We start from the raw sequence: 12,647 nt of genomic DNA, 5'->3' as shown, positions 1-12,647 counted from the left end.
CGACGCTGAGGTTGGGGGTGTTACTTTAATCCATCCGGGGCTGTGCCGACTAACGGCTATGGGCTTTTTTCCGGGATTGTCGGATTTAACCTGCGTAAATATCGGAATTGTCTGACGTGTCGTGTTTAAGCTGTGTAGGAGATTGCTGCTGGATAAATCTCCATCACGGCCTTCCGCAGTACTTACACCCGATAAAATGCCGTCGCATTGTCCCACAGCGCCAGCCGTGCGCCTTGTTCGCCCACTGCATCGATCAGCAGTTCGATATCGCTCGCTGCAAACGGCCGTGGCGCACGAGTGGAGGGCAGGTCGGTGCCGAACATCAGGGCGTGGGGGTTGGCGGCGAAAATGTCTTTTAGTGTCGAGGCTGCCGGGAAGTCCACCCGACCAAAACCGCAGGCCTTGATACGTACGCCTTTTTCGGCCAGACGCAGGACGCTGGGCAGACCCTCTTTGCTCAAACCCAGATGATCAATGCTGATCGCCGGCAATTGCAGCAGGCGTTGTTCAATCTCGGGCAACTCACGGGAGTCGATGTACAGCTCAGAGTGCCATCCCACTTGCTCGTGCACGCGATGGGCCAGCGCTTCAAGCTGGTCCAGTTGCTCCGAACCGCCACGCTTGAGGTTAAAGCGCAGTGCGCGCACCCCAAAGCCATTCAGGGTTTGCAGTTCGGCGTTAGTCACGCGGCCTGGCAATTGGGTCACGCCGACGAAGCCTGACCCTAGTCGATGCAGGGCGTCGAGCAGATAACCTTGATCGAAGCCCTGGAAAGAACCGGACACCACCGCACCGCCGGTGACGCCCAGTGGCCGGGTTTGGGCCAGGTAATCCTCGACGGTAAAAGGTTCGGGCAGATAACCGTTGTTGGGCACCAGGGGAAAGCGCGAATCGATGATGTGGCAGTGGGCATCGAAAATCGATGGGGTCATGACTGTTCCCGTCTTAGTGTCGGTTGACGATCAAGCGATGGGGTTCAGGCAATTTCGCTGACGTAGGTACCGATGTCTTCCAGAATGATCTGCAAGGTTTCCTGGACATCACGCAACTCGTCCGCCGGTGTTGTGTGACGAATTTCATAGGTGACATGACCCTCGAGCTGCTCAGCGTCGGCGGGGTCGATTTCAACCAGCAGGCGTTCGGCGCTGAAGGTGACTTTCAAGTTTTCCAGGGTCAGTGTCTTGTCGTCACCGACTGTGATCTCCACCTGATTCTCGTCAGGGAAGCGGGTCAGCGAGAACAGATCGCCTGTTTCCCCGTGGCAGCAGAACAAGGCCATATCGTCGTATTCGTCATCGCAAGGGTTGACGATGAGGGCGGTCGCGTTGATTTGCATGATGGTTTCCTGATCTATCGAGGCAGACAAAATTTGATTTTGCCAGTCTCGGCGATTGTTTGTCGGTTAATTACACGCTATGTCCCAGTGGCCTGCTAGGTTTTTATTGGGCGGGGCAGGGGCTATAATGCGGGCCATTACACCTTCGTAATGCTTAAGAATGTTTACTCGATATGACCCTGATTGTTAGAGACAGCAATGGTACCCAACTGGCCGACGGCGACTCAGTGACGCTGATCAAGGACCTTAAAGTCAAAGGCACTTCGGTCACGCTCAAGCGTGGCACCATGGTCAAGGGCATTCGCCTGACCGATAACGAAGATGAAGTTGAATGCAAGGTCGAGAAAGTCAAAGGCTTGGTATTGCGTACCGAGTTCTTGAAAAAAGCCTGATCCCTGATCATCGGCTGCTTGTCCAGGGGTGCGCAATCGCACCCCGTGACGTTTTATCCACAATCCCCCGCTTCATCCGGCTGGCTGTGATCCTCTTCTCAGTCTCGGCAATGCCTTCCCTTGATCATTCAAGAACACCTGATTCGGTGTCGACCTCTATTTAGAGGGGATTTCGCGCGCCTGTTACGTGCCGATGACCGAATATGTCGCAGCACCGCAAGCAGGGTCGGGCCCGCTATCGTTAAGCTTCGCAGCAGGATGGACACCTCTAAAGACACAGCCCGCCCGGGCAGTCGTTTTTGTAGATGCCCATTTTCTTCACCGAGTTCACTCTCGGGAAAATGAATGTGACTACCCGATCGTGACGAGCGTTTGTTCTTTAGCTTCATTACCCTGTCATGCTGTGCTGCGTTTGTTTGAAACTCAGCACGCGTGATGGCGATTCCCTGAACGGGATGCGACGCTTCTATCAATAAAAAGCCCAAGCGGAGTACCACAGATGGCGTTCTTCACCGCAGCCAGCAAGTCCGACTTCCAGCATCAACTGCAAGCGGCACTGGCGCAGCACATCAGTGAACAGGCACTGCCACAAGTGGCGCTGTTCGCTGAGCAATTCTTCGGCATTATTTCCCTTGATGAACTGACCCAGCGCCGGCTATCCGACCTGGCCGGTTGCACCTTGTCTGCCTGGCGACTGCTTGAACGTTTCGAACATATTCATCCGCAAGTGCGGGTCTACAACCCTGATTACGAGCGCCATGGCTGGCAGTCGACCCACACCGCGGTCGAGGTTCTGCATCACGATCTACCGTTTTTGGTGGACTCGGTCCGTACCGAGCTGAACCGTCGCGGTTACAGCATTCACACCCTGCAAACCACCGTGCTGAGCGTGCGTCGCGGCAGCAAGGGCGAATTGCTGGAGTTGTTGCCCAAGGGTTCTCACGGCGAGGACATCCTGGAAGAGTCTCTGATGTACCTGGAGATTGATCGCTGCGCCAATGTTGCCGAAATGAATGTGCTGGTTCGTGAACTCGAGCAAGTGCTGGATGAAGTACGGATCGCGGTCGCTGACTTCGAACCGATGAAGGTCAAGATCAACGAGCTGCTGGCCGGTATCGACACCCTTGAGTTTGCCGTTGAAGAAGGCGAGAAGTCCGAGGTCAAGGTCTTCCTGCAATGGCTGGTGGACAACCACTTCACCTTCCTTGGCTACGAAGAGTTCGAAGTCCGTAATGACAATGGCGGCGGCTATCTCGTGTATGACGAGTCGTCCTTCCTCGGTCTGACCAAGCTGCTGCGCGCAGGGCTGACCAAAGAAGACCTGCACATCGAAGACTACGCAGTGAATTATCTGCAAGAGCCGATGTTGCTGTCGTTCGCCAAGGCCGCACACCCAAGCCGGGTGCATCGCCCGGCGTACCCGGATTACGTGTCGATCCGCAAGATCGATGCTACCGGCAAAGTGATCAAGGAATGCCGCTTCATGGGCCTGTACACCTCATCGGTGTACGGCGAGAGCGTGCGTCAGATCCCTTACATTCGCCGCAAGGTTGCCGAAGTCGAGCGTCGCTCCGGTTTCGATGCCAAGGCGCATCTGGGCAAGGAATTGGCGCAGGTGGTGGAAGTGCTGCCGCGTGATGATCTGTTCCAGACCCCGGTGGACGAGTTGTTCAGCACCGTGATGTCCATCGTCCAGATCCAGGAGCGCAACAAGATTCGCGTGTTCCTGCGCAAGGACCCGTATGGCCGGTTCTGCTACTGCCTGGCCTATGTGCCGCGCGACGTTTATTCCACCGAAGTCCGGCAGAAAATCCAGCAAGTACTGATGGATCGCTTGAAGGCCAGCGATTGCGAATTCTGGACCTTCTTCTCCGAGTCAGTATTGGCGCGCGTGCAGTTGATCCTGCGAGTGGACCCGAAAAGCCGTCTCGACATCGACGCACAGCAGCTGGAAAACGAAGTGGTACAGGCTTGCCGGTCTTGGCAGGACGATTACTCCAGCCTCGTTATCGAAAGCTTCGGCGAAGCCCACGGCACCAATGTGCTGTCCGACTACCCTAAAGGTTTTCCGGCCGGTTACCGTGAGCGCTTTGCTGCGCATTCGGCCGTGGTCGACATGCAGCATTTGCTCAGCCTGACTGAAGCCAATCCGTTGGTGATGAGCTTCTACCAGCCGCTGGCGCAAGCCGGTAAGCAGCAACTGCATTGCAAGCTGTACCACGCCGATACCCCGCTGGCCTTGTCCGACGTCCTGCCGATTCTGGAGAACCTTGGCCTGCGCGTGCTGGGTGAGTTCCCTTATCGCCTGCTTCGAAAAAATGGCCGCGAGTTCTGGATTCACGACTTTGCCTTTACGGCGGGTGAAGGCCTGAACCTCGACATTCAGCAACTCAATGACACGCTGCAAGATGCGTTCGTACATATCGTGAGCGGCGATGCCGAAAATGATGCGTTCAACCGTCTGGTGTTGACGGCGGGTCTGCCGTGGCGCGATGTCGCGTTGCTGCGTGCTTATGCCCGTTACATGAAGCAGATTCGTCTGGGCTTTGATCTGGGTTATATCGCCAGCACCCTGAACAACCACACCGATATCGCTCGCGAGCTGACGCGGTTGTTCAAAACGCGCTTCTATCTGGCGCGAAAACTGACTTCCGACGACTTGGAAGACAAGCAGCAGCGCCTGGAACAAGCGATTCTGGCGGCACTGGACAACGTTCAGGTGCTCAACGAAGACCGCATCCTGCGTCGTTACCTGGACCTGATCAAAGCTACCTTACGGACCAACTTCTACCAACCGGACGCCAACGGTCAGAACAAAAGCTACTTCAGCTTCAAGTTCAACCCGCGCCTGATTCCCGAGCTGCCCAAGCCGGTGCCAAAATTCGAGATCTTCGTCTATTCGCCACGGGTCGAAGGTGTGCACCTGCGCTTCGGCAACGTCGCTCGTGGTGGCTTGCGCTGGTCGGACCGTGAGGAAGACTTCCGCACCGAAGTGTTGGGTCTGGTAAAAGCCCAGCAAGTGAAGAACTCGGTCATCGTGCCAGTGGGCGCCAAAGGTGGCTTCATTCCGCGTCGCCTGCCGTTGATTGGCGGCAGCCGTGACGAGACTCAGGCTGAAGCGATCACCTGCTACAAAATCTTCATTTCCGGTTTGCTGGACATCACCGACAACCTCAAGGACGGTGGCCTGGTGCCGCCGACCAATGTGGTACGGCATGACGAGGATGATCCGTACCTCGTCGTTGCAGCTGACAAAGGTACCGCAACGTTCTCTGATATCGCCAACGGGATTGCCATCGATTACGGCTTCTGGCTCGGCGATGCTTTCGCCTCGGGTGGTTCGGCCGGTTACGACCACAAAAAAATGGGCATCACCGCTAAAGGCGCGTGGGTCGGTGTGCAGCGTCACTTCCGTGAACGCGACATCAACGTCCAGCAAGACAGCATCAGTGTGATCGGTATCGGTGATATGGCCGGTGACGTGTTCGGCAACGGCTTGTTGATGTCCGACAAGCTGCTGCTGGTTGCTGCGTTCAACCACCTGCACATCTTCATCGATCCGAATCCTGAGCCGGCCAACAGTTTCATCGAGCGCCAGCGCTTGTTTGATCTGCCGCGTTCGGCCTGGAGCGACTACGACGCCAGCATCATGTCCGAAGGCGGCGGGATCTTCTCGCGCAGTGCGAAAAGCATCGCCATCAGCCCACAGATGAAAGAACGCTTCGACATCACGGCCGACAAGCTGACCCCGACCGAGTTGCTCAATGCGCTGCTCAAGGCGCCGGTGGATCTGCTGTGGAACGGAGGTATCGGTACGTACGTCAAATCCAGCGAAGAAAGCCACGCCGATGTCGGCGACAAGGCCAACGATGCGCTGCGTGTGAACGGCAATGAACTGCGCTGTAAAGTAGTGGGCGAGGGCGGCAACCTGGGCATGACCCAATTGGGTCGGGTCGAGTTCGGCCTCAATGGCGGCGGCTCCAATACCGACTTCATCGACAACGCCGGTGGTGTGGATTGCTCCGACCACGAAGTGAATATCAAGATTCTGCTCAACGAAGTCGTTCAGGCCGGTGACATGACTGAGAAGCAGCGAAACCTGCTGCTCGAAAGCATGACCGACGAAGTCGGCAGCCTGGTGCTGGGCAACAACTATAAGCAGACGCAGGCCTTGTCCCTGGCCGCGCGTCGCGCTTATGAGCGGATCGCTGAATACAAGCGTCTGATGAGCGATCTGGAAGCGCGTGGCAAGCTGGACCGTGCCATCGAGTTCCTTCCGACCGAAGAGCAGTTGGCCGAGCGGACTGGGGCGGGCCATGGCCTGACCCGTGCCGAACTGTCGGTGCTGATCTCTTATAGCAAAATCGACCTCAAGGAATCGCTGCTCGGGTCCCGCGTTCCAGATGACGATTATCTGGTGCGCGACATGGAGACGGCATTCCCGCCTTCGCTGGCCGCCAAGTTCTCCGAGGCCATGCGTCGTCACCGCCTCAAGCGCGAAATCGTCAGCACCCAGATCGCCAACGACCTGGTCAACCATATGGGCATCACCTTCGTTCAGCGGCTCAAAGAGTCCACTGGCATGAGTGCGGCCAATGTGGCGGGCGCTTACGTGATCGTGCGGGACATCTTCCACCTGCCGCACTGGTTCCGGCAGATCGAGGCCCTGGATTACAAGGTTCCGGCCGAAATCCAGTTAGCCCTGATGGACGAGCTGATGCGTCTGGGTCGTCGCGCCACGCGCTGGTTCCTGCGTAGCCGTCGCAACGAACTGGATGCTGGACGCGACGTCGCACACTTCGGTCCGCACATCGCGGCGTTGGGTCTCAAGCTTGACGAGCTGCTGGAAGGCCCGACCCGGGAAGTCTGGCAGGCTCGTTATCAAACGTATGTCGAAGCCGGCGTACCCGAGTTGCTGGCGCGCATGGTCGCAGGCACCAGCCACTTGTACACGCTGTTGCCAATCATCGAAGCGTCGGATGTCACCGGGCAGAACGCTGCCGATGTGGCCAAGGCTTACTTCGCCGTGGGCAGCGCGCTGGACGTGACTTGGTACTTGCAACAGATCAGCAACCTGCCGGTGGAAAACAACTGGCAGGCCCTGGCACGTGAAGCCTTCCGTGACGACATCGACTGGCAGCAACGGGCGATCACTGTGTCGGTCCTGCAGATGCCGGATGCTCCGGCGGATGTCGAAGCGCGCCTGACATTGTGGCTTGAACAGCACCTGCCAATGGTCGAGCGCTGGCGGGCAATGCTGGTTGAGCTGCGTGCGGCCAGCGGAACTGACTACGCGATGTATGCCGTCGCCAACCGTGAGTTGCTGGATTTGGCGATGAGTGGTCAGGCGGTTGTGGTTTGATGGTGTGAGTTGAAGCGGTAACAAAGGGCCCTGCATCGCGAGATGTGGGGCTTTTTTGTTTTCTGACTCTGACAGTATTGAAGGCAAAAAAAACCCCGTCACCAGGACGGGGTTTTTTCAACGCGGTGTTTCGTTACGCTTGAACGACCGGGATGTTGGCGTTCGCTGCAGCTTCACGGAACTCGGCGATCTGGTCGAAACTCAGGTAGCGGTAAACGTCCGCTGCCATGGTGTCGATTTCTTTCGCGTAGGCCATGTATTCCTCAACGGTCGGCAGGCGACCCAGGATCGATGCAACAGACGCCAACTCGGCCGAGGCCAGGTAAACGTTCGCGCCATCACCCAGACGGTTGGGGAAGTTACGGGTCGACGTGGACACCACGGTAGCGTTAGGTTCAACGCGTGCCTGGTTACCCATGCACAACGAGCAACCTGGCATTTCCATGCGTGCGCCAGCTTTGCCGTAGATGCCGTAGTAGCCTTCTTCGGTCAACTGGTGCGCGTCCATTTTGGTCGGAGGCGACAGCCACAGACGGGTTGGCAGCGAACCTTCAACTTTCTGCAGCAGTTTGCCTGCAGCGCGGAAGTGACCGATGTTGGTCATGCACGAACCGATGAATACTTCGTCGATCTTCTCGCCAGCAACGCTGGAAAGCAGACGGGCGTCGTCCGGGTCGTTTGGCGCGCAGAGCACAGGCTCTTTGATGTCAGCCAGGTCGATTTCGATGGTTTCGGCGTATTCGGCGTCAGCATCGGCAACCATCAGCTCAGGGTTGGCAACCCAGGCTTCCATCGCTTGAGCACGACGTTCCAGAGTACGAGCATCGCCGTAGCCTTCGCCGATCATCCAGCGCAGCAGGGTAATGTTGGACTTCAGGTACTCGGCGATCGACTCTTTCGACAGCTTGATGGTGCAACCGGCAGCGGAACGCTCGGCAGAGGCGTCGGACAGCTCGAAAGCCTGTTCGATGCTCAGGTTGTCGAGGCCTTCGATTTCCAGGATGCGACCGGAGAATGCGTTTTTCTTGCCTTTCTTCTCTACGGTCAGCAGGCCAGCCTGAATCGCGTAGTAAGGAATGGCGTGAACGAGGTCACGCAGGGTGACGCCAGGTTGCATTTTGCCTTTGAAGCGGACCAGGATCGATTCCGGCATGTCCAACGGCATAACGCCCGTGGCAGCAGCGAACGCGACCAGACCGGAACCGGCCGGGAAAGAAATCCCCATTGGGAAACGGGTGTGCGAGTCACCACCGGTACCGACGGTGTCCGGCAGCAGCATACGGTTCAGCCAGCTGTGGATGATGCCATCGCCCGGACGCAGGGAAACACCGCCGCGGGTCATGATGAAGTCAGGCAGGGTGTGGTGAGTCTTGACGTCGATCGGCTTTGGATATGCCGCGGTGTGGCAGAAAGACTGCATGACCAGATCGGTAGAGAAACCCAGGCAAGCCAGGTCTTTCAATTCGTCGCGGGTCATCGGGCCAGTCGTGTCCTGGGAACCGACGGTGGTCATCTTCGGCTCGCAGTACGTGCCTGGACGAACGCCGGCGACGCCGCATGCCTTGCCGACCATTTTCTGCGCCAGGGTGAAACCCTTGGTGCTGGCAGCCGGTTGTTCAGGCAGCTTGAACAGGGTCGAAGGTGGCAGACCCAGTTCGGTACGGGCTTTTTCGGTCAGGCCACGGCCAATGATCAGTGGGATACGGCCGCCAGCACGAACTTCGTCGAGCAGTACCGGGGTCTTCATTTCGAAGGTGGCCAGGACTTCTTCGCTGTTGTGCTTGGTGACTTTACCGGCATGCGGGTAAAGGTCGATCACGTCGCCCATGTTCATCAGGGAAACGTCGAATTCGATCGGCAGAGCGCCGGCATCTTCCATGGTGTTGTAGAAGATTGGAGCGATCTTGTTACCGAAGCAGAAGCCGCCGGAGCGCTTGTTCGGTACGAAAGGAACGTCGTCGCCGAAGAACCACAGCACCGAGTTGGTGGCTGATTTACGCGAAGAACCGGTACCGACCACGTCACCGACGTAGGCGATAGGGAAACCTTGGCCGCGCATGGTTTCGATCTGCTTCATCGGGCCAGTCACGCCTTGTTCATCAGGCACGATGCCGTCACGGGCCATTTTCAACATGGCCAGGGCGTGCAGCGGGATGTCAGGACGGGACCAGGCATCAGGTGCAGGGGACAGGTCGTCGGTGTTGGTTTCGCCGGTGACCTTGAACACGCGTAGGCTGATTTTGTCGTCCAGAACAGGGCGCTTCTGGAACCACTCGCCGTCGGCCCAGGATTGCAGAACACCTTTAGCATGAACGTTGCCGTTCTTGGCTTTTTCAGCCACGTCGTGGAACGCGTCGAACATCAGCAGGGTGTGCTTGAGTTCTTTGGCAGCGACTGGCGCCAATTCAGCGTTGTCCAGCAGGTCAACCAGGGTGACGATGTTGTAGCCACCTTGCATGGTGCCCAACAGTTCAACAGCACGCTTTTTGTCGATCAGCGGAGAGGTGGCTTCACCTTTGGCCAGAGCGGACAGGAAGCCAGCTTTGACGTATGCAGCTTCGTCAACGCCTGGTGGAACGCGATTTGTAATCAGGTCGACAAGGAAAGCTTCTTCGCCAGCCGGGGGATTTTTCAGCAGCTCGATCAGGCCTGCGGTTTGTTCGGCGTTAAGCGGCTGGGGCACGATACCCTGGGCGGCACGCTCTTCGATGTGTTTACGGTAGGCTTCAAGCACAGTATTACCCTCATCAGTGGTCCCAAATGGGTGTCCGGGACGCTCATCCAGAAAATTATCCGCACCCATGCGCTTTTTAGGCTTTTTGAGCCATTTGGCCGGGGAGTCGGTAATTTCTTACAGAAGCTGTTTTCAAAGTTTTACGCCTGCAGGACGGCTGATGAGTGTCGACACAGAATTTTTCGAAGAGAAATACCTGCATCAACACCGGACTGCTGGGTTACTTGACTGTGCTCGTGACGCTTTGAAAACAGCTTCTAACGGACATTGGCGCCTTAAAAGGCTCGATGATTCTACGGCAAAAATCGGGTAAAGGTAAGTTAGACCCTGCATGTTCAGGGGTGACCCTCGTTAGACAAAGGGCTAACATGCGCGCTTGTTTTGCCTGTTGCCGTCCTCTCGACCATGTCCAATCAAACCATCAAGACTCCCTGCATCGGCCTCTGTTCTACTGTTTATGGGGATCTGGTGTGCCGTGGTTGCAAGCGATTCCACCACGAAGTAATCAACTGGAATGGTTACAACGAGGATGAAAAGCGTGCGGTCTGGCTGCGCCTGGAACAACTGCTCGTCCAGGTCATGACCGCCAAGCTTGAAGTGTTCGACGCTGCCAAGCTGCGTCAGCAGCTGGAAAAACGCAAAATCCGCTTTGTGCCACATCAGTCGGCCTATTGCTGGGCCTACCAACTGATTGCCCGCGGTGCGCGGGTTATCAGTCAGCTTGATGCGTATGGGGTGGTGCTGATGCCGGAGTTTCGTAGTTGGGCCCTGCCAGAACTGCGCGATGCGATTGATCGCGAGTTTTTTCTGCTGTCAGAAGCCCATTACGAACGGTACATCGCCCCGGGTTTTCTCAAGGATGCGTTTGGCGTCAGGTAAATCGCTTCAAGCCATTCGCGAAGGCGATGTAACGGGCACAAACGCTATCAGCCCTTGGCCGCCAGCTCTTCCAGATGAGCAATGATTTCTTCGGTTTTCAGCACTAACACATCGGTTTCCAGTGAATCGAGCACCACTTCGGCGGTGTTGCCGATCAGTGCGCCGGAAATACCCGTGCGCGCCACAGTGCCGATCACGGTGACGACCGCGTTGAGTTTGCGCGCGGTATAAGGGATCAGCACGTCGGCCGGGCCTTCGGCGATGTGCAGGTGGGCGTCATCGACATCGAACTCGGCCTGAAACGCCCGGCATTGATCCCGGTAGCGCGCTTCGATGCTTTCTTTGAGCTGAAACACCGGATCGGCGGCTGACAGCATGGGTGAAGGGTGCGCGGTGATGACATGCAATTGCGCCTTGGCCAGCGCGGCAATCTGGAAGCCGTGATCAACGATGTTGAAGTGCAGGGCACGGTGCTCACCGTCAGAATTACCGACATCAACCGCCGCCAGAACCACCCCGCCAGTCCACGGCGTCGAGGTTTTGACCATCAGCACCGGGCTTGGGCATAGCCGCAGCAATTTCCAGTCATCGGGAGTCAGCAACGCTTTTTTCAGCGGGTTATCGGGGAAGTGCTGCTTGATGACCAGGCCACACCCTTTTTCCAGCTGAGCATCAATGATGGTTTGATGCAGCGTCTCGTTCCACTCTTGCTCGGCGGTAACGCTGAAGCCTTCGCTGATCAACCCGGTCGTGAGAACGCTGAGCAGGGCCGAGTGATCATGTTTTTTGTCGCAGACCAGCAAATGCAGATGTGCGCCAGTCACCCCTGCGATCAGTTTGGCGCGTTTAAGGGCCAGGCTTTCGGCATGTTGAGGCTCGATTATCACGAGGATGCTGCGAACGGCTTGCATGAGTTGGATCTCCCTAGATGCGACTGACTATTTTCACGGCGGCTGTTTAGCTACAACTATAGTTGCAGTCCGCTGACTGGGTTGTTGATCCAGATCAGGTCAAATCTGCTGCAAGGCGCTGGTTCATTCGCTCTGCCCTCGTATAATGCTGCGTTTTGCCCACCCAGCCGTGCTGTGAGCCTATGCAACTGAACCCTGAAATCGACGCTTCACATCCTGTAACCAAGGTTTCGAGGGCGCCCGTGCTGCCTGAAATCCATGAGTTTCTAGGGTGCAGGACCCCCGCGGGCTGGATTGAGGCGGCGTTGGCCAATCAGGAAAAGATGCTCCTCGATCACAAGAACTGTGAATTCAAGGCCGCCAGCACTGCCATGAGCATGATCGCCAAATACGGTTCGTATCCTGACTTGGTCATGATGATGTCGCGCCTCGCCCGTGAGGAGTTGGTGCACCATGAACAGGTCTTGCGGCTGATGAAAAAGCGCAAAATCGAATGGCGCGCATTGTCAGCCAGTCGTTATGCCTCTGGGCTGAGAGCAGCGGTGCGGACCCATGAGCCCGTCAAACTGGTCGATACGCTGGTGGTGGGTGCGTTTATCGAAGCCCGAAGCTGTGAGCGTTTCGAAGCCCTGGTGCCGTATCTGGATGAAGAGCTGGGCCGCTTCTATGATGGGTTGCTGAAAAGTGAAGCCCGGCATTTCCAGGGTTACCTCAAGCTGGCCTATCAATACGGTGAAGCTGCTGACGTTGAGCGGACCGTCGAAAAAGTCAGGGTACTCGAAGCCAGCCTCATCGACAGTCCCGATGTCGAGTTCCGCTTTCACAGTGGTATTCCGAGCCCTCAGCCCCGAGATTAAAGCTCCTCAGCCTACAGTCGCACAACGTTCTGTGTGAATAGGCCCGCGGCGCGCTTTCGCGGCTTTTGACGGCCACGACTTTGCCGATGGATGCGCTGCGGGTGTCCAGGTCCATCTGTTGTTCGATAGGGTTATAAAAACGGCTGTTGTCCGTCCAACTAGCAAGCTTGCTAATT

Annotated in this window: 8 protein-coding genes; 4 read left to right on the top strand and 4 right to left on the bottom strand. The window is 56.9% G+C overall.

Features of this window, described 5'->3' with window-relative positions; all coding sequences use genetic code 11:
• Positions 1-182 precede the first annotated feature (182 nt).
• Positions 183-932: an amidohydrolase family protein gene (locus tag RGU44_RS11655; protein WP_322217218.1), complete on the bottom strand. Its 750-nt coding sequence runs from the start codon at positions 930-932 to the stop codon at positions 183-185.
• A gap of 44 nt (positions 933-976) precedes the next feature.
• Positions 977-1,336, bottom strand: coding sequence for a hypothetical protein (locus RGU44_RS11650; protein ID WP_322178257.1), 360 nt, complete (start codon positions 1,334-1,336; stop codon positions 977-979).
• A gap of 173 nt (positions 1,337-1,509) precedes the next feature.
• Between RGU44_RS11650 and RGU44_RS11645 the strand changes: the two genes are divergently transcribed.
• Both RGU44_RS11645 and RGU44_RS11640 read left to right on the top strand, forming a co-directional pair.
• The gene (locus RGU44_RS11645) at positions 1,510-1,728 is read left to right on the top strand and encodes an alkylphosphonate utilization protein (RefSeq protein ID WP_257604287.1); all 219 of its coding nucleotides are present in this window, start codon (positions 1,510-1,512) and stop codon (positions 1,726-1,728) included.
• A gap of 499 nt (positions 1,729-2,227) precedes the next feature.
• Positions 2,228-7,090 carry an NAD-glutamate dehydrogenase gene (locus RGU44_RS11640; RefSeq protein ID WP_322178258.1) on the top strand — a complete coding sequence of 1,621 codons (4,863 nt, stop codon included), beginning with the start codon at positions 2,228-2,230 and terminating at the stop codon, positions 7,088-7,090.
• Between the two features lie 133 nt (positions 7,091-7,223).
• Here RGU44_RS11640 and acnB read toward each other — a convergent pair whose 3' ends face one another.
• Positions 7,224-9,824 carry a bifunctional aconitate hydratase 2/2-methylisocitrate dehydratase gene (gene acnB, locus RGU44_RS11635; RefSeq protein ID WP_322178259.1) on the bottom strand — a complete coding sequence of 867 codons (2,601 nt, stop codon included), beginning with the start codon at positions 9,822-9,824 and terminating at the stop codon, positions 7,224-7,226.
• Between the two features lie 405 nt (positions 9,825-10,229).
• Between acnB and RGU44_RS11630 the strand changes: the two genes are divergently transcribed.
• Entirely contained in the window at positions 10,230-10,703 is a 474-nt protein-coding gene (locus RGU44_RS11630; RefSeq protein ID WP_219061501.1) for a DUF1289 domain-containing protein, read from the top strand.
• Positions 10,704-10,750: 47 nt separating this feature from the next.
• Here RGU44_RS11630 and RGU44_RS11625 read toward each other — a convergent pair whose 3' ends face one another.
• Positions 10,751-11,614 (bottom strand): universal stress protein, encoded by an 864-nt coding sequence (locus tag RGU44_RS11625; RefSeq protein WP_322178260.1) that lies wholly within the window; start codon positions 11,612-11,614, stop codon positions 10,751-10,753.
• A 242-nt stretch (positions 11,615-11,856) separates the two neighbouring features.
• On the opposite strand from RGU44_RS11625, the gene RGU44_RS11620 reads away from it, so the two are divergent.
• Positions 11,857-12,471 carry a tRNA-(ms[2]io[6]A)-hydroxylase gene (locus tag RGU44_RS11620; RefSeq protein ID WP_407074573.1) on the top strand — a complete coding sequence of 205 codons (615 nt, stop codon included), beginning with the start codon at positions 11,857-11,859 and terminating at the stop codon, positions 12,469-12,471.
• Positions 12,472-12,647 lie beyond the last annotated feature (176 nt).

Source organism: Pseudomonas sp. 5C2 (assembly GCF_034314155.1).
In the GTDB taxonomy this organism is placed as follows: Bacteria; Pseudomonadota; Gammaproteobacteria; order Pseudomonadales; family Pseudomonadaceae; genus Aquipseudomonas.
This window is presented reverse-complemented; position numbering and strand designations above follow the sequence as displayed.

Bases quoted from the DNA above. Each gene is read 5' to 3' on its own strand.
- RGU44_RS11655 (WP_322217218.1), bottom strand. From the start codon at position 932: ATGACCCCATCGATTTTCGATGCCCACTGCCACATCATCGATTCGCGC.
- RGU44_RS11650 (WP_322178257.1), bottom strand. From the start codon at position 1,336: ATGCAAATCAACGCGACCGCCCTCATCGTCAACCCTTGCGATGACGAA.
- RGU44_RS11645 (WP_257604287.1), top strand. From the start codon at position 1,510: ATGACCCTGATTGTTAGAGACAGCAATGGTACCCAACTGGCCGACGGC.
- RGU44_RS11640 (WP_322178258.1), top strand. From the start codon at position 2,228: ATGGCGTTCTTCACCGCAGCCAGCAAGTCCGACTTCCAGCATCAACTG.
- RGU44_RS11630 (WP_219061501.1), top strand. From the start codon at position 10,230: ATGTCCAATCAAACCATCAAGACTCCCTGCATCGGCCTCTGTTCTACT.
- RGU44_RS11625 (WP_322178260.1), bottom strand. From the start codon at position 11,614: ATGCAAGCCGTTCGCAGCATCCTCGTGATAATCGAGCCTCAACATGCC.